The sequence below is a fragment of the Streptomyces sp. NPDC030183 genome (assembly GCF_055573455.1).
Window position 1 is genome coordinate 8526 of sequence record NZ_JBVIBK010000035.1, and the last position, 18739, is coordinate 27264.

At 71.8% G+C, this 18739-nt stretch carries 18 protein-coding genes; 5 read left to right on the plus strand and 13 right to left on the minus strand.

Features of this window, described 5'->3' with window-relative positions; all coding sequences use genetic code 11:
- Positions 1-135 precede the first annotated feature (135 nt).
- Positions 136-2967 (minus strand): penicillin acylase family protein, encoded by a 2832-nt coding sequence (locus ACZ4Z2_RS32590; RefSeq protein WP_468080957.1) that lies wholly within the window; start codon positions 2965-2967, stop codon positions 136-138.
- A 347-nt stretch (positions 2968-3314) separates the two neighbouring features.
- Between ACZ4Z2_RS32590 and ACZ4Z2_RS32595 the strand changes: the two genes are divergently transcribed.
- Positions 3315-3917, plus strand: coding sequence for a hypothetical protein (locus tag ACZ4Z2_RS32595; protein WP_468080958.1), 603 nt, complete (start codon positions 3315-3317; stop codon positions 3915-3917).
- A 111-nt stretch (positions 3918-4028) separates the two neighbouring features.
- Here the strand turns inward: ACZ4Z2_RS32595 and ACZ4Z2_RS32600 are convergent, their stop codons facing one another.
- Positions 4029-4550, minus strand: a complete 522-nt coding sequence (locus tag ACZ4Z2_RS32600; protein ID WP_468080959.1) for a hypothetical protein — start codon at positions 4548-4550, stop codon at positions 4029-4031.
- 136 nt (positions 4551-4686) lie between these two features.
- On the opposite strand from ACZ4Z2_RS32600, the gene ACZ4Z2_RS32605 reads away from it, so the two are divergent.
- Entirely contained in the window at positions 4687-5763 is a 1077-nt protein-coding gene (locus ACZ4Z2_RS32605) for an RNA ligase (ATP) (RefSeq protein ID WP_468080961.1), read from the plus strand.
- A gap of 193 nt (positions 5764-5956) precedes the next feature.
- Here ACZ4Z2_RS32605 and soxR read toward each other — a convergent pair whose 3' ends face one another.
- A complete protein-coding gene (soxR, locus tag ACZ4Z2_RS32610) occupies positions 5957-6457 on the minus strand; it encodes a redox-sensitive transcriptional activator SoxR (RefSeq protein ID WP_468080962.1) in 501 nt (166 codons plus the stop codon).
- Between the two features lie 141 nt (positions 6458-6598).
- On the opposite strand from soxR, the gene ACZ4Z2_RS32615 reads away from it, so the two are divergent.
- Positions 6599-7060 carry a MaoC family dehydratase gene (locus ACZ4Z2_RS32615; protein ID WP_468080964.1) on the plus strand — a complete coding sequence of 154 codons (462 nt, stop codon included), beginning with the start codon at positions 6599-6601 and terminating at the stop codon, positions 7058-7060.
- 112 nt (positions 7061-7172) lie between these two features.
- Here ACZ4Z2_RS32615 and ACZ4Z2_RS32620 read toward each other — a convergent pair whose 3' ends face one another.
- The 5 genes from ACZ4Z2_RS32620 to ACZ4Z2_RS32640 all read right to left on the minus strand — a co-directional run bounded on the left by ACZ4Z2_RS32620 (position 7173) and on the right by ACZ4Z2_RS32640 (position 11255).
- On the minus strand, positions 7173-7877 hold the full coding sequence (locus ACZ4Z2_RS32620; RefSeq protein WP_468081041.1) for a polysaccharide deacetylase family protein: 705 nt from the start codon (positions 7875-7877) through the stop codon (positions 7173-7175).
- A gap of 2 nt (positions 7878-7879) precedes the next feature.
- Positions 7880-8575: a glycoside hydrolase family 11 protein gene (locus ACZ4Z2_RS32625; RefSeq protein WP_468080965.1), complete on the minus strand. Its 696-nt coding sequence runs from the start codon at positions 8573-8575 to the stop codon at positions 7880-7882.
- Between the two features lie 270 nt (positions 8576-8845).
- Positions 8846-9490, minus strand: a complete 645-nt coding sequence (locus ACZ4Z2_RS32630) for a TetR/AcrR family transcriptional regulator (protein WP_468080967.1) — start codon at positions 9488-9490, stop codon at positions 8846-8848.
- Positions 9491-9652: 162 nt separating this feature from the next.
- The gene (locus tag ACZ4Z2_RS32635) at positions 9653-9940 is read right to left on the minus strand and encodes a YiaA/YiaB family inner membrane protein (protein ID WP_468080968.1); all 288 of its coding nucleotides are present in this window, start codon (positions 9938-9940) and stop codon (positions 9653-9655) included.
- A 163-nt stretch (positions 9941-10103) separates the two neighbouring features.
- The gene (locus tag ACZ4Z2_RS32640) at positions 10104-11255 is read right to left on the minus strand and encodes an acyl-CoA dehydrogenase family protein (RefSeq protein ID WP_468080970.1); all 1152 of its coding nucleotides are present in this window, start codon (positions 11253-11255) and stop codon (positions 10104-10106) included.
- Between the two features lie 63 nt (positions 11256-11318).
- Between ACZ4Z2_RS32640 and ACZ4Z2_RS32645 the strand changes: the two genes are divergently transcribed.
- Positions 11319-11963: a TetR/AcrR family transcriptional regulator gene (locus ACZ4Z2_RS32645; protein WP_468080971.1), complete on the plus strand. Its 645-nt coding sequence runs from the start codon at positions 11319-11321 to the stop codon at positions 11961-11963.
- 200 nt (positions 11964-12163) lie between these two features.
- Entirely contained in the window at positions 12164-13183 is a 1020-nt protein-coding gene (locus tag ACZ4Z2_RS32650; RefSeq protein ID WP_468080973.1) for a DMT family transporter, read from the plus strand.
- 171 nt (positions 13184-13354) lie between these two features.
- Here ACZ4Z2_RS32650 and ACZ4Z2_RS32655 read toward each other — a convergent pair whose 3' ends face one another.
- From ACZ4Z2_RS32655 to ACZ4Z2_RS32675, 5 genes are all read right to left on the minus strand, one after another.
- On the minus strand, positions 13355-14737 hold the full coding sequence (locus tag ACZ4Z2_RS32655) for an MFS transporter (RefSeq protein WP_468080974.1): 1383 nt from the start codon (positions 14735-14737) through the stop codon (positions 13355-13357).
- A gap of 124 nt (positions 14738-14861) precedes the next feature.
- Positions 14862-15947 (minus strand): Zn-dependent alcohol dehydrogenase, encoded by a 1086-nt coding sequence (locus ACZ4Z2_RS32660; RefSeq protein WP_468080976.1) that lies wholly within the window; start codon positions 15945-15947, stop codon positions 14862-14864.
- A gap of 162 nt (positions 15948-16109) precedes the next feature.
- Positions 16110-17498, minus strand: coding sequence for an aldehyde dehydrogenase family protein (locus tag ACZ4Z2_RS32665; protein WP_468081042.1), 1389 nt, complete (start codon positions 17496-17498; stop codon positions 16110-16112).
- A gap of 111 nt (positions 17499-17609) precedes the next feature.
- Positions 17610-18128: a DUF3574 domain-containing protein gene (locus ACZ4Z2_RS32670; protein WP_468080978.1), complete on the minus strand. Its 519-nt coding sequence runs from the start codon at positions 18126-18128 to the stop codon at positions 17610-17612.
- A 122-nt stretch (positions 18129-18250) separates the two neighbouring features.
- Positions 18251-18697, minus strand: a complete 447-nt coding sequence (locus tag ACZ4Z2_RS32675) for a class F sortase (RefSeq protein WP_468081044.1) — start codon at positions 18695-18697, stop codon at positions 18251-18253.
- Positions 18698-18739 lie beyond the last annotated feature (42 nt).

Consider the following 18739-nt stretch of genomic DNA (forward strand, 5'->3'; position numbering starts at 1 on the left):
GGGGGGGGGGGGGGGGGGAAGCGAAAAAAAAAGAGAGAGAACAGGGGAGGGGGGGGGGGGGGGGGGGGGGGGGGGAGGGGGGGGGGTCCTCTCCCCCCCCCCCCCCGCCGCACGGGAGTCACCCGCCGCCGTTCGTCACCGGTGCGAGGTGAACTCCACGACCTGCTGGAAGGTCGGCCGGTTCTGCCAGCTGATCTTGCCGTGCTTGATGCCTCCCAGGGTCCGGTGGATGATCGCGTCGGCGCACCACTGGTCGCCCGCCGAGCAGGACTCGTCACCGGGGTAGACCTGGGCGGCGGTCTTGCCGGCCGCCTCCTTGAGGGTGTTGATCAGGACGGTGCGGCAGGCGCTGAGGGAGCCGTCGCCGCAGTACTTCCGGCCGAGCGGGCCCTGCACGGGCTCACCGAGCACCGCACGCATGTCCTTGTCGACGTAGCTCCACCAGCCGTACTGGAAGGAGCTGCCCGCGTGCGAGCCGGTCGGGCCGTGCGCGGCCGACGGGGCCTCGTCGACGGGGAGGTTGGCGGTCATCGCGTCGTACAGCTTCGTGCCGAGGCCGGGTGCGAACTCGGCCTTCACCAGCAGCGGCCACCAGGCGTCCAGGATGCGGATCGCGTCGGCGTCGGCGTAGGTCTTCGAGCCGGCGGAGGTCTCCGTGCGCTTCGAGCCGGAGGCGACCCAGTTCTGGAGCTTGGTGACGGCCGCCGCGGCGGCGGAGTCGGTGACGGGGCTGCTGTTGACGACCTTCAGCAGGTCGGGGAGGACGTCCTCGGCGCGCAGGTCGACGAGGGCCGCCTCGGCCATGGCCTTGGTCAGGGAGGCGCGGGTGACCCCGCCGGCCGCGACGAGCCGCTTCACCCGGTCGTCGAGGATGTTGCCGCGGTGGACCGAGCCGTTGCCCCAGGGGGCGGAGGGGTAGTCCTTGGCCTGCTTGTTGTTCCAGGAGATGTAGTAGTCCTGGTCGATGGAGTTGGGGTGCTCGGAGGGCGGGGTGTAGTCGGCGACGTTGGTGGCCGGGTTCCAGTTCCGCCACTCGTAGGGGGCGCGGGCCCAGGCCGGGAACTCGGCGTCGACGCCCGCGGCGCGCACCGGGTTGTCGCCGCTGTTGTAGTACGCGGTGTGCTGGGAGTCGGCGTAGAACCAGTTGAAGGTGTAGTTGATGTTCTGGACGGCCTTCTGGAAGGACTCGGGGCCCTTGACGTAGTCGGGGTCGTTCAGCATCTGGAAGCCGACGATCGACTCGGCCTCGTTCATGTACGAGGAGCGCAGGGTGGTGTAGGCGACCTTCTTGCCGTCGACCGTGGCGCGGTGGGTGACGGGGCCGTACTTGGTGCGCCAGACCTGCATGCGGTACGAGCCGGCCGGGGTGGAGTCGGCGGTGGTGGGCTTCCAGGCGTTGGTCTGCTCGACCTTCTCCATCGGCGTGCAGGTGCCGTGGTACAGGTAGTGGACGTCGTCCTGGCACAGCTCGACGGCGTACGCGTCGATGATGTCCTGGCCGGAGGTGGTGGCGCTCCAGGCGTAGTCCTGGCCGCGGCCGAGTTCGACGTACATGCTGAGGCCGGCGAAGGAGGCGCCGCGGGCGCTGAGGCCGGGGCCCTGGATCTCCTGGAGCATCAGCAGCTGCGGGGCGAAGTAGCCGGTCTGGGGGCCGAAGACGGCGATGGGGTGGCCGCTCGCGGTGTGCTTGCCGCCGACGACGAGCGCGTTGGACATCCCGCGCCGGGCGGAGCTGAGGGCGCTGTCGGTGGCCTTGGACGACACGCCCTTGGAGGTGGTGCCGGCCGCGCTTCCGGTGCGGTCGTACACCAGGGGTTCCTCGGTGACGGCGCCGTTGTCGGGCAGGGCCATGCCCTGCGGGTCGGCGGGCTTGGTGGCGTACGGGAAGCTGCCGTCGTGGACCGTCAGGGCCGCCTCGGGGTCGTTGCGCTCGCGGAAGGACTCCCAGACCTTGGTGCCCTCGGTGACGCCGTACTTCTCCTGGGCGGCGAGCAGGGAGAGGGCGTTGTTGACCTCGCCGCCGCCGCCCGAGCCGAAGAGGGCGCCGATGACGGAGGCCAGGGCGACCAGGTCGGTGGCCTTGAACTTCTCGATGGTGCCGGCGTTGGTGATGGAGTCCTTGTGGCCGGTCAGGACATACTCGCCGGGGAAGTAGCGGCCGCTGTCGGAGGCGTCGATGTAGGCGTTGATGCCGTCGAGGTAGGCGTTGACGTCGGCGAGGGCCTGACGGCCGCGGTCGCCGTTGGTGGCGACGGCCTTGTCGATCTGGGCCTGCAGATCGGCCTCGGTGTAGGGCGCGTGCCGCCAGAACTCCTGTTCGAGGCCCTGGTTGGAGGGGGCGCCGCCGGCGAACGGGGTGAGCTTGCCGCGGCCGACGTGCCGGAAGACGTCCATCAGCCACAGCCGGTCCTGGGCGGCGGCGTAACCGGCGCCGAACTCGGTGCCGTAGCGGGTGGTGCCCGTGATGTGCGGCACACCCGTCTTCTTGTCGCGGACGATGGTGACGTCGGTGCGCCCGGCGGGCTTCAGGGTGGAGGCGACCTGGTCGGCGGCGACGCCGAAGGAGGCGTCGTTGAAGAAGGTGTTGATCGTGGTGTTGGTGAGCCCGGTGTAGCCCTTGGCGAGGTTGTTGTAGGGCCCGAGCTGGTTGCCCGCGTTCTCCGGCATGCTGCCGAACGCCTGGTTGAGCAGGATCTGCGCGAGGGTGGCGTTGCCGTTCTGGCCCGGCGGCAGGATGTCCGAGCACTGGCCGCCGCAGTGGTCGTTCGCGGCGGCCGCGGCTTTGGTGCCAGTGGCCGCGGTGGCTTTGGTGTCGGAAGCCGCCGCCTGGGCAGCCGGGGAAAGAGGGGACAAAAGACCGGCAACGAGTGCGCATACGGAGGCGGCCTTGAGGAACTCCGGGATTCTGCGGGGAGTTCTCACTCTGTCCGGTGCGTTGCGCGAGTTGCGTGGGGTGTGCCAGGGCATGGCAGCTCCTCCCGAAGGGGGGTGGGGCCGGATGTTACCGCCGGTATCCCCCGCTTCGAAAGTGAACATGCGTCATGTTTTTTGGGCCGCAGACCACCCGGACAGGTGACGGACAGCGTGAACAGGTACTCAGAAGGCGTCGTAAGCACAAAGAAGAGGTCGGCAGTAGTCAGACATAGGCAGGAACGGTCCATGAACGGCTCAGTAGACGGCTTATGGGGGTCATCGGAAATCGGATGGAGCCGAATCGCGTGTCGATACGTCTATTCGGCGACGTCGCGCGACGTTCCGAGGACGACGCCGAAGTGACCGAAGTACAGGTGCAGGTGTGACGGAGGTGCAGGGCGATGGCCGGTTTCCGGAGTCTGGCAAGACAGGTGCGCGATCCGCGGTGTGATCTGGCACTGCGGCGTTATTCGCTGCGCAAGTGCCTGGAGAGGTTCGCCCCTTATGGGCATCGGGCGACCTGGGACCACTTGTGCTCCCGGGCCGGGTTCGGTCCCGAGGACCGCAACCCCGATCCAGCGCGGCTCGTGGCCGCACTGGACGAGTTGGAGGAGGCCCGCTCCGTCTGGCTCGACTACGAAGTGCAGTTCGCGCAGCGCCGCAAGAAGGAGAAGCACGACGGGCTGCGCAGGCCGGGCAGTGTCGACGACTGGCACCGGCTGACCTGGGGCGGCTTCGGCGTCGCCTGGTGCGACGACCCGAAGGTCCACCCCGACGAACCCCTAGCGGAGGTGCTGCGCCGGCTCATCGCCGCGCTGGAGCGCGAACCGGGCTCGACCTGCCCGGTGTGCGACGGCGAGCGCCTCGTCTGGAAGTACGACCTGGCCCATGAACCGTCCGCGGGCCCGGTCTGCACGGAGTGCGGAATCGTGGTGCCACGACCGGTACTGACACCCGAGGCCCTGGCCGAGACCAGGCGCGCGCGGATGCTGGTGTCGGCGTAGCACGGCGGGGGTGCGCCGGGGATGCCGCACCCCCGTGCAGGTACGGCGTGACGACCACCGTCTCCGGCGCTCGCGCCGGGGTCTCGGGTCCCTCGGACCCGGCGCCGTCGGTCAGGGCTCCTCGACGTCCGTGTGGATGGCGAGCTTGAACTCGGCGAGGATGAGCGGCGTGGCGCGCCTGGTGTCCCCCAGCCCACGCGCCGACACCTTCAGGCCGATCGGTGTGCCCTTGCGCACGAACATCTGCCACAGGTACGTGCGGAACTGCCCGCCCCGGGTGAGCGCGCTGTCCGTGGTGGCCGTGGAGTCGTACTTCCGTTCGGTCATGTTCAGCGGGTCGCGCACGAAGCGGGCCCGGTACTCCAGTGTCTGCCGGTCCGCCTCCCAGAACACCATCGCGGAGAGCACGCCCCAACCGTCGTGACTGGGCCAGATCAGCCCCGAACGCGGATCGGGGAACTCGGACCGGGTGTCACCGCCGTGCGCCGGGTCGTGCATGTCCCACGGGTCGTACGACTCCTCCGACACGCCGTAGGGGAAGCGCACCAGGTGGTACCCGTCCGGGTCGTAGCTGATCCGCTGCGCCCCCGAACGCGCGCTCTCCCACTTCAGCGAACATATGCCGACGCTCATCGAGGTTCCTCTTCGTACCGGGCCCGGGGCTCCGGGGGCGCGCGACCTTACCAGCCGCAAATCACGTCGCTCCACCCCTTTCCCGTAAGGACAGTTGGGGGCGATGAAACCGAGCTGAGCGCCCGAGGAGTGCCCGATGTCGACGCTGCGCGTCACCGCCGAAGTGCTGACGATCCATGAACACCCCAACGCCGACGCCCTGGAGCTGGCCCAGGTGGGCCTGTACCGAGCCGTCGTGGCCAAGGGCGTCTACCGCACCGGTGACACCGCCGTCTACATCCCGGAGCAGTCCGTGCTCCCGACCGGGCTCATCGAGGAGCTGGGGCTCACCGGACGGCTGGCCGGCTCCAAGTCCGACCGGGTCAAGGCGGTACGGCTGCGGGGCGAGCTGTCGCAGGGCATCGTGTGCCGGCCGAAGGCGCTGGCCGACGTGGATCTGACGGCGGCGGTGGCGGAGGGCACCGACTTCGCGGAGCGGCTCGGCATCGTGAAGTGGGTGCCGCCGATCCCGCCCACGATGAGCGGGGAGGTCGAGTCGGCACCGGATCTGCTGCCCTGGGTCGACATCGAGAACATCCAGCGCTACCCGGACATCTTCACGCCCGGCGAACCGGTGGTCCTCACGGAGAAGCTGCACGGCTCGGCCTGCCTGGTGACGTATCTCGCCGAGGAGGGGCGCGTCCACGTCTCCTCGAAGGGCTTCGGCTCCAAGTCCCTGGCGCTGAAGGAGGATCCGCGCAACCTCTACTGGCGTGCCGTGCACGGCCACGGGGTCCCCGAGGCAGCCGCCCGGCTCGCCCGGCGGCTCGGCGCACGCCGGATCGGGGTCTTCGGCGAGGTGTACGGCGCCGGGGTGCAGGACCTGACGTACGGCGCCGACGGCCGCCGCGAGAGCCTCGGCTACGCCGTCTTCGACGTCTCCGCGGAGATCGACGGCCGGGTCCGCTGGCTGGACACGGCCGAGGTGACCGACCTGCTCGACGGCGAACTGCCCCTCGCGCCACGGCTGTACGAGGGCCCGTACGCCGTCGACCGGGTACTGGAGGTCGCCACGGGCCGGGAGACCGTCTCCGGACGCGAACTGCATCTGCGTGAGGGCGTGGTGATCCGGCCGGCCGTCGAGCGGTACAGCCCGGTGACCGGCGGGCGGGCCATCGCGAAGGCGGTCAGCCCGGCGTACCTGACCCGCAAGGGCGGCACCGAGTACGAGTGAGAGGCCCCGGGCCTCCGGGGGCCGGCCCGGGGGCCCGGGGGCCGGGGGCCGGGGGCCCGGGGCCCGGAGGCTCGGGGGCCGAGGGCCGGAAGCCCGGTGGCCCGGGGGCCCGGGGCCCGGGGCCCGGAGGCCCGGAGCCCCGGAGACCCGGAGCCCCCGGGGACCTTCGGGGGACCCGTGGGGCCCGTGGGCCCTAGTCGGCTGCTCCGCCGGTGTCCTGTTCGGTCGGCGGTGGGGTGCGGGGCTCGGTCATGAGGCGGGAGCCGGTCTGCCGTTCGCCGAAGACGTCGTCGGGGTTGGACAGCACACAGGTGGCCAGGGACAGGCAGCCGCAGCCGATGCAGTCGGTGAGGTGGTCGCGGAGCCGGTTGAGCTGCTTGATCCGCTCGTCCAGCTCGGAGCGCCACGCCTCGGACAGCTGCGCCCAGTCCTCCCGGGTGGGCGTGCGCTCCTCCGGCAGTTCGGCGAGCGCCTCACGGATCGTGGCGAGCGGGATGCCGACCCGCTGCGCGGCGCGCACGAAGGCGACGCGGCGCAGGGTGTCACGGGTGTAGCGGCGCTGGTTCCCCGCGGTGCGGCGGCTGCTGATCAGCCCCTTGGACTCGTAGAAGTGCAGGGCCGAGACGGCGGCACCGCTACGGGCGGACAGCTGGCCGACGGTCAACTCATGGATCTTCTCTGGAATCTGGGGCACCCCTCCGAGCCTACCCATCCCGGGCGGTGCCGCCGTCCGTTGACAGGAGTCGCCCGCCCGACCATGCTAAGCAGTTGCTTAGGCTTGATGGAACAGGGTTGACGCGGATGCGGTCGCATCCGGGATGCGGGAGGCCGGGACATGGCAGAGCCGAGGATCTTCACGTCCGCCGAGGAGCTGAAGGCGGCGGTGGGCGAGCAACTGGGGTACAGCGACTGGCTGGAGGTCGACCAGAAGCGGATCGATCTGTTCGCGGAGGCCACCGGCGACCACCAGTGGATCCACGTCGACCCGGAGAAGGCGGCCGCGGGGCCCTTCGGGACGACCATCGCCCACGGCTATCTGACCCTGTCCCTGCTCCCGCTGTTCGTGCCCCAGGTGCTCACGGTCGACAACGTGAGGATGGGCGTCAACTACGGCACCAACAAGGTGCGGTTCCCGGCACCCGTCCCCGTGGGCTCCCGGCTGCGGGCCACGGCGACCCTCCAGGACGTCACGGAGGTCGGCGGCGGTGTGCAGGTGACCGCAGCGGTGGTCGTGGAGCGCGAGGGCGGGGACAAGCCGGTGTGCGTGGCGGAGTCCGTGTCGCGCTACTACTTCTGAGCGGGTGACGCGGCGCGGCGGAGCCGGTGGTGTGGCGCGGCGGAGGTGACCGCCGCGCCACGGGTACGCCACCGGGCTCGCCGCGCCACGGGTACGCCACCGGCCACCGGACTCAGGGAGCCACGGCGCGTCCGGTCTGCGGCGAGATCCGCCCGGCGCACAGGCCCCGGGCGGCCAGCGTCTGCGCGATGCGCGGGATCGCCGCCCGGGTGTTCGCGGGCCCGTCGTGCATGAGGATGACCTGCCCGTTGGTGAGCCGGCCGACCGACTGCACGATCGCGTCCGCGCTGGCGTTGTTCCAGTCCCGCGAGTCGACGTTCCACAGGATCTCGGTCAGACCGCGCCTGGCCGCGACGGCCTTCACCGTCGCGTTGGTGTCGCCGTACGGCGGCCGGAACAACTGCGGAGTGCCGCCGCCCGCGTTCGCGACGGCCTGCTGGGTGCGCGCGAGCTCCGAGTCGATCTGCGCCTGGGAGAGCCGGGTCAGATACGGATGGGTGTAGCTGTGGTTGGCCACCCACATCCCGGCGGCGACCTGGGCGCGGACCTGGGCCGGGTTGGCCGCCGCGTTCTGGCCCGTGTTGAACATCGTGGCCCGCAGCCCGTTCTGCCGCAGCGCGTTGAGCAGGGCCGGGGTGTTGCCGGTCGGACCGTCGTCGAAGGTGAGCCCCACGTACCCGTTGCAGGCGGCCGCCCGCGCGGGTGCGGCCGCGTCGGCGGTGCCGGCGGTGAGGACGCCCGTGGCGGCCATCGCGACGGCGGCCGGGAGCGCGACCAGGGAACGTAGGGACCGACGTGCCGGGAGCGGGACGGTCATCGTCATCCGCCGACCGTGATGCTGGAGCTGCCGCTGCTCCGGTAGCCCTCGGTCGCCATGATCATGTAGTAGCGGAAGCTGCCCAGGGGCATACCGGCGCGGCCCCAGGCGTCGAAGTGGTTGCCGGTGGTGATGCTGCCGCCGGTCCGCCTCGACTGACGGACGCTCCAGTACTGGTCGAAGGTGCGGTTGCCCTCCACGGACGGCGCGTTGTACCGCGTGGTGCGGTAGATGTCGTACGTGCCGCCGTCGCTGTTGACCGTCCCCCGGAATTGGCCGGTGGGCCGGTAGGTGCCCCAGTTGTCGACGATGTAGTACTCGACGAGCGGGTTGGACGTCCAGCCGTAGAGACACAGGTAGGCGTTGCCCGACGGGTTGAAGCTGCCCGAGTAGGTCACCGTCCGGCGGGAGCCGTTGCTCCAGCCCTTGCCGCAGACGAAGTTGCCGGTGTTGCGCCAGGAGGTCCGGTAGGCGCCGCCGTTGGCCAGGGTCATGGAGACACTGCCGGGGGAGTCGGTCCAGAACGAAAAGTAGAAGCCGCTGTTGATACCGGTCTGGTTGCTGGTGACGACCGTGTCGGCGTGGGCGGTGCCGGGCAGAGTGAGCGTGGTCGCGGCGGCCAGCGCGGTGGCGCCGACGCCGCCGAGGAACAGCCTGCGGCTGGGGTTGCCGGGCACGGGTGCGGGTGCGTCGTTCATCTGGCGTGCTTCCTCCCTCTCGTGGGGCCCTGTCTTCGAGGGAGTGTTGAACTGCCCCTGTCAACTGTCAATAGTTTCGGCAATGATCCCGAAACATTCGCGCAACCGTGGGAGAGCCGGGATGCCGTATTACCTGCACAGAAGCCTTGATCGGCGGGCTGGAGAAAGTTCACGCTTCGCTGCCCGGAAAACGAAGATCAAAAGAAATGGGCAGGTCTTCGAATGTTTCGAAGACCTGCCCGAACCATGCCGAAGGAGCCCGGCGTCGACCTAGAGGGGGCCGTGCTCCTGCTTCGTGGCGCCCACCATGCGCAGGACGAGGTCGGCGTAGAGAGCGCCCACCTCGTCGGGCGTGCGCGGGCCGTTGACGTTGAACCAGCGGGCCACGTCGATGCAGAGCGAGAGGACGGCCACGGTGGTGCCCTTGACGTCGGGTACGTCGAAGTCGCCGGCGGCGACGCCGTCCTCGATGATGCCGCGGACCGCGGCGTCGTTCTGGCGGCGCAGGGCGACGATCTCGGCGCGGGCGTCGGGGCCCAGCGCGTCGAGTTCGTACTGGACGACCCGGGCGACGGTGTGCTGGCCGGCGTGCCAGCGGACGAAGGAGCGGACGGCCTCGGCGAGGCGGTCGGCCGGGGTGCCCTCGGACTCGGCGGCGGTGCGCAGCACGTCGAGGGCCTTCTCGTGGCCGATGCGGCTGATCCGGTGGAGCAGCTCTTCCTTCGTCTTGTAGTGGATGTAGAGCGCGGCCGGGCTCATACCGGCCCGGCCCGCGATGTCACGGGTCGTCGTGGCGTGGTAGCCGCGCTCGGCGAAGGCCTCCACGGCGGCCACCAGCAGCCGCCGGGCCGCGTCCGGGCTGACCTCGCCCCACGGCTGCGGCTCGCCGCCGGCCGTCTCCTCCGCCGTACTCATCGTTTCCTTCGCCCCTTTCCGTGGCTGGGCACCACCATACCGCCGAGGGTGAGCGAGCGCTTAGAGTGCCCGCTCAGCGGGGTGCGCGGAGCGGGCGCACCGGGTGCGTGGCGGTACGGCGGCGGACGGGCCGCGGGAGCCGGGCCCGTGGCGGGCGGGCGGTCAGAGCTTCTCGAAGGGGTCGTGCTCGGCGAGAAGCTTCTCCAGCCGCGCCTGGTCCACCCGGCTGACGATCCGCCCGGCCTCCTGCCGGTCGCGGATCACCTTGGACAGGGTGAACGCCGAGGTCACGAGGTACAGGACCGCGACGGCCAGGAAGGCGCGCACCCAGACGTCGGCGTCCAGGTTGAAGATGCCGATGCCGGTGGCCGCCATGGCGACGGCGAACGACGCGACGGCCTGCCCGTAGAAGGCGGCCGTGTTCTGCTGCTTGACCGGTGTCTCACTCATGGGGACCAGGGTCGACGGATGTGGGGCGCGCCACATCCGTCCGGATACTCAGCCGGGGACCGCACCCGGTACTCAGAACCCACGCCGCTCCCAGCACGTGGCCGCCCCCGGCGCCCCGGCACCCCGGCACTTCGCCGCCCCCGGCGCCCCGGCGCCCCGGCGCTCAGAACGCCGACACCCCGGTCAGCGCCCGCCCGATGAGGAGCTTCTGGATCTGGCTGGTGCCCTCGTACAGGGTCATCACGCGGGCGTCGCGCAGGAGTTTGCCGACCGGGTACTCGTCGATGTAGCCGTAGCCGCCGAAGACCTGGACGGCGTTGTTCGCGGCGCGGACGGCGGCCTCGGAGGCGAACAGCTTGGCCTTGCTCGCCTCGGTGGCGAAGGGCAGCCCCCGGTCGACGAGGTCGGCGACGCGCCAGGTCAGCAGCCGGGCGGCGTCCACGTCGACGGCGATGTCGCTGAGGAGTTCCTGGACGAGCTGGTGGTGGGCGATCGGCCGGCCGAACTGCTCGCGCTCGCCGGCGTAGCGGACCGCCGCGTCCAGGGCGGCCTGGGCGATGCCGACGCAGCCCGCGGCAACCGACATGCGTCCCTTGGCGAGCGCCGACATGGCGACGGTGAAGCCCTTGCCCTCGGGGCCGAGCATCGCGGAGGCGGGGACGCGGACGCCCTCCAGGACCAGTTCGGCGGTGGCCTGGCCGCGCAGACCGAGCTTGCCATGGACGGTGCGGCGGGTCAGGCCGGGGGTGTCGGCGGGCACGAGGAAGGCGGTGACGCCCTGGTGGCCGGGGGCGTCGGTGGAGCGGGCGAAGAGGAGGACGACATCGGCCCAGGTGCCGTTGGTGATGAACATCTTGGTGCCGTCGAGGACGTAGTCGTGGCCGTCGCGGACCGCGCGGGTGGCGAGGTTGCCGGCGTCGGAGCCGGTACCGGGCTCGGTGAGGCCGAAGCAGCCGACGTACTCCCCCGCCGTCAGCCCGGGCAGCCAGTGCCTCTTCTGCTCCTCGCTCCCCCAGGCCGCGATCGTCTTGGCGACCAGGCCGAGGGAGACGGAGACGATGCCGCGCACGGAGGAGTCACCGCGGCCGAGTTCCTCGGTGACCAGGCAGTACGCGAGGTGGTCGCCGCCACAGCCGCCGTACTCCTCGTCGACGGTGAGCCCCAGGAAGCCGACTTCGCCGAGCTTCTTCACGATCGAACGGTCGACGCTCTCGGCGCGGTCCCACTCCACGACGTGCGGGGCGATCTCGCGCTCCACGAAGTCCCGGGCGAGTCGCCGGACGGCGGTCTGCTCCTCGCTGAGCTCCAGGTTCACGGCGGCTCACCCCTCCTTTAATTATCACTGCTAGTTTAATGGCGCACCCCTACTATGTGCGCCATGGCCCGACCGCGCAAGCCCCTGCTGAGCACCGACCGCATCGTGGAGACGGCACGGCACCTGGTCGACGCGGAGGGGCTGGCGGCGCTCTCCACCCGGCGGCTCGCCGCCGAACTCGGGGTGAGCGGCCCGTCGCTCTACAACCACTTCCGCACCAAGGACCAGATCCTGGAGGCGGTCGCCGACTCGGTGAGCGCGCAGGTCGATCTGTCGATGTTCGAGGACGGGCGCGACTGGCGTACCGCTCTGCACGACTGGGCGCTCTCCTACCGGAGCGCCCTGCGCGACCACCCGAACATCGTGCCCGTCCTCGCCCGGGGCCCCGGCCGGCGGCCGGCGGGGCTGCGGGTCGCGGACGCCGTCTTCGGCGCCATGGTCGACGCGGGGTGGCCCGCGGCACAGGCCACGTCCATCGGGGCGCTGATGCGGTACTTCATCATGGGGTCCGCGCTCGGGTCGTTCGCCGGCGGTTTCGTGGACGACGAGAGCGCGTACGACCCGGCGGACTATCCGCACCTCGGTCAGGCGCACCTGCTGGCCGAGCAGCAGGAGAAGGTGGACGAGCGGGCGTTCGAGGCGGGCCTGAACGCGCTGCTGGAGGGTTTGGCGGCGCAGTACGAGCGGGTGGTGCGGCAGGGGTCCTAGGGGCTGTCTGACAATTCGCGTCTGCCGTGCGACGGGCGACGACCCGAATGGTCAGACAGGCCCTGGGCGACCGGAAGCCGGCGGGGCCCGAGCAGGCTTCCCCCGGCGTCTGCGCTCCCCTTCAGCCGTCGTTCGGTCCTCCGATCTCGGTGTCCGAAAATCGCGAGCCTCTGGGCTGCGGTCCGCCTAGCCTCGGGCGCATGGCTGAGAACTCCCGGGTCCGTCCCGCCCGTCGCGCCGAGCTGCTCGCCGGTGGGGCCGCCCTCGTGACCGTCGTGCTGTGGGCGTCGGCCTTCGTGTCCATCCGCAGCGCCGGACAGGCGTACTCGCCGGGGGCGCTGGCCCTGGGCCGGCTGGCGGCCGGGGCGGTGGCGCTCGGGGCGATCTGGGCGGTCCGGCGGGAGGGGTGGCCGCCGAGGGACGCGTGGCGGGGGATCGCCGTGTCCGGGGCGCTCTGGTTCGGGTTCTACATGGTCGCCCTGAACTGGGGTGAGCAGCAGGTCGACGCGGGGACGGCCGCGCTGGTCGTCAACATCGGCCCCCTCCTGATCGCCCTGCTCGGCGCCCGCCTGCTGGGCGATCCGATGCCGCCCCGGCTGCTCGCGGGCATGGCGGTGTCGTTCGCCGGTGCCGTCGCGGTGGGTCTGTCGATGTCCGGCAAGGACGGGGCCTCGGTGCTGGGAGTCGTGCTGTGTGTGCTCGCGGCGGTGGCGTACGCGGGCGGTGTGGTCGCGCAGAAGCCGGCGCTGGGCTCGGCGAGCGCCCTCCAGGTGACCACCTTCGGCTGTCTCGTCGGCGCGGTGCTGTGCCTGCCGTTCGCCGGGCAGCTGGTGCGGGAGGCGGCCGACGCGCCGGTCTCCGCGACGCTCAACATGGTCTACCTGGGCGTCTTCCCGACCGCGCTGGCCTTCACGACCTGGGCGTACGCCCTGGCCCGGACGACCGCGAGCCGGATGGGCGCGACCACGTACGCCGTGCCCGCGCTCGTCGTCCTGATGTCGTGGCTGGCGCTGGGCGAGGTGCCGGGCCTGCTCACCCTGGCCGGGGGCGCGCTGTGCCTGGCGGGTGTGGCGGTGTCACGGTCCCGGAGGAGGGCGGGGGCGCGGGACGCGGCGGACACCACCGAGGTGACCGCCGCGGCCGAGGTGGCGGGTGTGGCGGTGGCCGTGGCCCCGGACACGGTTCCGGAGCCACGGCCCGAACGCGGGCGGACCTCCTAGGCCCCGTCGTCAATTTCCCGCCGTCGCCCCAAGGGCGGCCCCGCGGCGTCAGGTGCGTGCTCTCGGCGTGCCGGGCCCTGACCCGTGTACTGGACGTACTCGGGTCGGGGCCCGGTGCGTCGAGAGCGCGTGCATGGCGTCGCGGGGTAGGTGGGAATTTGACGACAGGGCCTAGGGACGTGACTTCGTGCGGGGCGGCTGACCGACGTGTTCCGCCGGCTCCGCCCGGGGGGCCGGTTCGGTGCGCGTGGTCGCCCTGCGGGCGAGGATCCTGATCGAGCCGAGCGCCACCACCGAGAGCACGATGATGTAGGCGGACACGGCCATGGACGTACCCGTGGCCTCCAGGAGCAGCACCATCAGGAACGGGGCGAGCCCGCCGCCGAACACCGCCGCGATCTGGTAGCCGAGCGAGGCGCCCGTGTAGCGCATCTCGGGTGTGAACAGCTCGGCGAACAGGGCGGCCTGGGGCCCGTACATGATGCTGAGGAAGCAGCTGGCGACGAACGTGCCGACGGCCAGCCACACCAGGGACCCGGTGTCGATGAGCAGGAACAGGGGCACGGCCCACAGGGCGATGCCGGCCGCGCCGAACGCGTAGATCCGGATCCGGCCGACCCGGTCGGAGAGGGCCGCGGCGGCGGGGATCAGGACGAGCTGGGTGAGGCTGACGCAGAGCGAGACGGCGAGGACGGCGCCGCGCTTCATGTCGAGCTCGCGGGTGGTGTAGTCGAGGACGCCGGTGATGAGGATGTAGAACGTCGCGGTGTTCACGGCGAAGGAGCCGCCGGCGAGGAAGACGGTGCCGAGGTGGCCGCGGAGGATCGTCCGCAGCGGCGAGCCCTTCTCGCTCTTCTCCTTCTCCGCCAGCGCCCGTTCCGCCGCCCGGAACTCCGGGGTCTCCTCGACCCGGCGGTGGATGTACCAGGCCAGGCCGAGGACGAACAGGCCGATCAGGAAGGGGATCCGCCAGCCCCACGCGGCGAACGCGGTCTCGCTGGTGGCCGCGCCCACGACGAGGAACACGGTGTTGGCGCTCACCACGCCGATCGGCACGCCGAGCTGGACGAAGCTGCCGTAGACGCCGCGTTTGCCCTCGGGGGCGTACTCGGTGGCGAGCAGCATCGCGCCGCCCCACTGGGCGCCGACGGCGACGCCCTGGGCGACACGGAGGAGGACGAGCAGGACCGGAGCGGCGATCCCGATCGTCTCGTACGTGGGGAGGAGACCGATGCCGGTGGTGGCGAGGCCCATCAGGGTGAGGGCCAGGACCAGCATCGGCTTGCGGCCGCGCTTGTCGCCGAGGTGACCGGCGACTATCCCGCCGAGGGGGCGGGCGAGGAAGCCGACGGCGAAGGTGGCGAACGCGGCGAGGACTCCCGCGGAGGAGCTGCCGGCGGGGAAGTAGAGGTCGCCGAGGACGAGGGCCGCGGCGATGCCGAACACGAAGTAGTCGTACCACTCGACCGCCGAGGCGAGGGCCGCGGCCGTGGCGACCTTGCGGCGGTGGCGGGGGTCGGGCTGCTGGGGACGGGGAGAAGGGGCGGTGTCCATGCGTGCACGCTCCGATGGGTGCGGGGACGTTCCGGGGAACGTACTGACCGGACGGTATGCCGGTCAACGGTTGTGCACGGGTGGGTTCATCAGCACCCACCCACCCGCACCGTGCGTACGCAGGTCAGAACGTCACCACCGCGCGGCCCCCCTTGCCCGCGCGCATGTTGGTGAAGGCCGCCGGGATGTCGTCCAGTGAGATGCGGTCCGTGACCAGTGCGCCGAGGTCCAGACGGCCGGCCCGGACGTGGTCGGCCAGGACCGGCAGGTCCCGCGCCGGGTCGGAGTTGCCGTAGACGCAGCCGGACAGCGTGCGCCCCCAGTGGAAGATCTCCAGCGCGTTGAACGTGACCTGCTGGTCCTTGCCGCCGATCCCGACGACCGTCGTACGCCCGCCCCGCCGCGTGGACTCCCAGGCCGTACGGATGGTCACCGCCCGACCCACGCACTCCACGGCGACGTCCACCCCCTGCTTCCCGGTCAGCGCCCGGATCTCACGCGCGGTGTCCTCGGAGGCGAGGACGAACTCAGTGGCCCCGGCCGCCCGCGCCAGCTCCTGCTTCGCCGGGGAGACGTCCACCGCCACGATCCGCGACGCGCCAGCGATCCGGGCCGCCTGGAGCGCCGCGAGCCCCACCCCGCCGACGCCGAACACCGCGACGGTCTCGCCCTCCCGCACGCGCGCCGAGTGGTGGACCGCCCCGTACCCGGTCAGCACGGCACAGCCGAGAAGTGCCGCGTCGGTGAGCGGAACACCGTCCGGGGCGGGGAGGACACACCCGGCGGCCACCACCGTCTCCTCCGCGAACGCGGCCACGTTCAGGCCGGGGTGGAGGTCCGTGCCGTCCGAGGCGCGCCGGGCGTACACGTTCCCCACGCCGGCCAGCGCGTTCGCGCACAGCCACACCTCGCCGAGCGAGCAGGCGTGGCAACTCCCGCAGGATGGTGCCCAGTTGAGGACGACACCGGCCCCGGGCGAGACATGGGTGACACCCTCACCGACGGCCAGCACCGTCCCCGCGCCCTCGTGCCCCAGCACGGCGGGCACCGGCACCCGCATCGTCCCGTCGGACAGCGACAGGTCGGAGTGGCAGACCCCGGCGGCGGCGAGCCGCACCCGGACCTGGCCGGGCCCCGGCTCCGGCAGCTCGATCTCGGCGATCTCCAACGGCGCCCCGACGGCGGGCAGTACGGCGGCTCGAACGGTCATGACGGAACGACTCTCCTAGGGGGACGGGCGACGGGCGACGGTCGACGACGGCAGGGGAAAGGGCAACAGTGACGGCAACGGCAACGGCACATCTTGCCTGGAAACGGTCAGTCGGGAGCGGCCGGCTCGTCCGACCCAGCGCCGGCCGTGGACTGCCGCTGTCTAGAACTGGAGCGACTTGGTGTGGAGGTACTCGGCCAGCCCGTGGGCGCCCAGTTCACGGCCCACGCCCGACTGCTTGTAACCGCCGAAGGGCGCCAGCGGGTTGAAGCGGCCGCCGTTGATGTCGACCTGACCGGTGTCCATGCGACGGGCGAAGGCGACCGCCTCGGCCTCGTCGCCGGCCCAGACGGCACCGGCGAGCCCGTACACCGTGCCGTTGGCGATGCGCAGGGCGTCCTCCTCGTCCTCGTAGCGCAGGACGGACAGCACGGGGCCGAAGATCTCCTCCTGGGCGACGGTCATCCCGGGGGTCACGTCGGCCAGGACGGTGGGGCTCACGAAGTAGCCCTGCCCGCGCGGGGCTTCGGGGCCGCCGGCGACCAGCCGGGCGCCCTCGGCGAGGCCCTTCTCGATGTAGCCGCGCACCCGGTCCCGCTGCTTGGCGTTGACCAGGGGGCCGAGGCGCTCGCCGTACTTCGCGGCGGCGGTCGCGGCCAGCTCGACCGCCTGCTCGTACTGGGAGGTGTGCACGAGCATCCGGGTCCAGGCGCTGCACGTCTGGCCCGAGTTGGACATGACGTTGGCGACGCCGACGGCGACCGCCTTGGCGAGGTCGGCGCTCGGGAGGATGACGTTGGCGGACTTGCCGCCGAGTTCCAGGGCCACCCGCTTGATCGCCCCACCGGCGGTCGCGCCGATGACGCGGCCGACGGCCGTCGAGCCGGTGAAGGACACCATGTCGACGCCGTCGTGCGCGGCGAGGGCCTGCCCGGCGACCGCGCCGAGGCCGGTGACCAGGTTGAACACCCCGGCGGGCACTCCAGCCTCGTGCACGGCCTCCGCGAACAACTGGGCGACGAGCGGGGTGTCCTCGGCGGGCTTCAGGACGACCGTGCAGCCCGCCGCGAGCGCCGGGGCGACTTTGGCGACGATCTGGTGCAGCGGGTAGTTCCAGGGGGTGATCGCGCCGACGACACCGATGGGTTCGTGGAACACGGCGGAGTTGCCGACCTTCTCCTCGAAGGCGTACGTCGCGGCCAGTTCGGCGTACGAGCCCGCGACCGCGATCGGCAGGTCGGCGTGCACCTTCTGGGAGAACGGCAGCGGCGAGCCCAGCTCCGCCGTCACCGTCCCGGCGATCTCCTCCCGGCGCGCGGCGAGCGCGTCCCGCAGCGCGCCGATCACCGCGCCGCGCTCGGCGGGCGGTGTGGCGGCCCAGCCCGGCAGGGCGGCACGGGCGGCGCGGACGGCGGCGTCGACGTCCTCGGCGGTGCCGGCCGGGACCCGGCCGATCACCTGTTCGTCGACCGGGTTCACCACGTCGATCGTGCCGGTGGCGGTGGCGGGCCGCCAGTCGCCGCCGATGTACATGCCGTCGTGTGCCTTCATCATGGTGCCTTCCGCCGTGCCGCCGAGTGGTCCGCACCAAAAACTAGCTCTGATAGTTTTCCGGCACCAGAGCGGAGGGCTGTGACGACCGCCCCGTCCGGAGGGGCCGTGTCAGAAGTCGACCCGGGTGCGGTCGTCCACCCTGGCCACCGCCTCCTGGCCGAAGGCCGTCCGGTAGTCGCGGCGGATCTCCTCGATCTTCCGGTCGCTCGCTCCGGCCGCCGACACCGGGTACAGCAGCGTCAGCTCGTACGAGCGCTCGGTCTCGATGGCCCCGCTCGCGTCCCGCCACTGTCCGCGCCCCCGCTGCACGGTGAGCCCTCCGGGGAAGCCGGGTGTGACCTCCCGGTCGACGAAGTCCATGAACTCCTCGTCGGTGACGGCCGGCCCGCCATCGGGCCGCTCCGTGCCGAAGAACAGCCGCGTCTCGATGTACGGCGCTCCGCGTCCCGGCGCGACGACGGGAGCGGTCGCGGCGTCGCCGGCGAGGGTGGCGTCGCCGGCGAGGGTGGCGTACGCCGTGGGGGCCCCGACGGCGATCAGACAGGCGGCCGCTCCGAGGGCGACACGGGCGCGGGTGAGGCGCCGGCCGGGAGCGGGGTGCCGGGTACGGGCGTGGTTCGAGGTCATGCCCACACCTGTAACGGAACCACCGGCTCCGGGGCGTCGGCCGCGCCGGGGCCGGACCGCGCGTGCGCCCGTACGCCCCCGGAGCCGCCGAGGAGCCGACCACCGCTCCCCCGCGCTCCGGGTCACCCCTTCCGCTCGGGTCCCCGGACCCCGGTGAGGTGGGCGAAGACGACGACGTTGCTCGCGTAGCCCTTCCTCCGGTCGTACACCCCGCCGCAGGTGATCAGGCGCAGCTCGGGGCGGTTCCGGGTGCCGTAGACCAGCTCGTTGGGGAAGCGGGCCTTTTCGTACGTCTTCACGGCGTCCACCGTGTAGACGGCGGTACGGCCGTCCGCGCGCCGGACCTCGACGAGGCGGCCCCGTTCGACCATCTCCAGCGCCGCGAACACGGCGGGTCCCGTACGGGTGTCGCGGTGGCCGACCACGACCGCCGTGCCGGGGCCCCCGGGCGCCGGGCCCGCCGCGTACCAGCCGACCAGCTTCGGCCGGTCGTCCGGTGGCGCGGGCAGCCGCCCCTCGCGGTCGAGGCGCAGCGCCATGACCGGGGCCTTGATACCGAGGTAGGGGATGACGAGGGTCTTCGCCGGCGAGTCCGGGAGCGTACGGGACCC

Excerpts from the sequence above, each read along its gene's own strand:
- ACZ4Z2_RS32665 (WP_468081042.1), bottom strand. The coding sequence starts at position 17,498 with ATGAAGGCACACGACGGCATGTACATCGGCGGCGACTGGCGGCCCGCC.
- ACZ4Z2_RS32600 (WP_468080959.1), bottom strand. The coding sequence starts at position 4,550 with ATGAGCGTCGGCATATGTTCGCTGAAGTGGGAGAGCGCGCGTTCGGGG.
- ACZ4Z2_RS32625 (WP_468080965.1), bottom strand. The coding sequence starts at position 8,575 with ATGAACGACGCACCCGCACCCGTGCCCGGCAACCCCAGCCGCAGGCTG.
- ACZ4Z2_RS32670 (WP_468080978.1), bottom strand. The coding sequence starts at position 18,128 with ATGACCTCGAACCACGCCCGTACCCGGCACCCCGCTCCCGGCCGGCGC.
- ACZ4Z2_RS32630 (WP_468080967.1), bottom strand. The coding sequence starts at position 9,490 with ATGAGTACGGCGGAGGAGACGGCCGGCGGCGAGCCGCAGCCGTGGGGC.
- ACZ4Z2_RS32620 (WP_468081041.1), bottom strand. The coding sequence starts at position 7,877 with ATGACCGTCCCGCTCCCGGCACGTCGGTCCCTACGTTCCCTGGTCGCG.
- ACZ4Z2_RS32590 (WP_468080957.1), bottom strand. The coding sequence starts at position 2,967 with ATGCCCTGGCACACCCCACGCAACTCGCGCAACGCACCGGACAGAGTG.
- ACZ4Z2_RS32660 (WP_468080976.1), bottom strand. The coding sequence starts at position 15,947 with ATGACCGTTCGAGCCGCCGTACTGCCCGCCGTCGGGGCGCCGTTGGAG.
- ACZ4Z2_RS32650 (WP_468080973.1), top strand. The coding sequence starts at position 12,164 with ATGGCTGAGAACTCCCGGGTCCGTCCCGCCCGTCGCGCCGAGCTGCTC.
- ACZ4Z2_RS32615 (WP_468080964.1), top strand. The coding sequence starts at position 6,599 with ATGGCAGAGCCGAGGATCTTCACGTCCGCCGAGGAGCTGAAGGCGGCG.
- ACZ4Z2_RS32635 (WP_468080968.1), bottom strand. The coding sequence starts at position 9,940 with ATGAGTGAGACACCGGTCAAGCAGCAGAACACGGCCGCCTTCTACGGG.
- ACZ4Z2_RS32605 (WP_468080961.1), top strand. The coding sequence starts at position 4,687 with ATGTCGACGCTGCGCGTCACCGCCGAAGTGCTGACGATCCATGAACAC.
- ACZ4Z2_RS32645 (WP_468080971.1), top strand. The coding sequence starts at position 11,319 with ATGGCCCGACCGCGCAAGCCCCTGCTGAGCACCGACCGCATCGTGGAG.
- ACZ4Z2_RS32595 (WP_468080958.1), top strand. The coding sequence starts at position 3,315 with ATGGCCGGTTTCCGGAGTCTGGCAAGACAGGTGCGCGATCCGCGGTGT.
- ACZ4Z2_RS32655 (WP_468080974.1), bottom strand. The coding sequence starts at position 14,737 with ATGGACACCGCCCCTTCTCCCCGTCCCCAGCAGCCCGACCCCCGCCAC.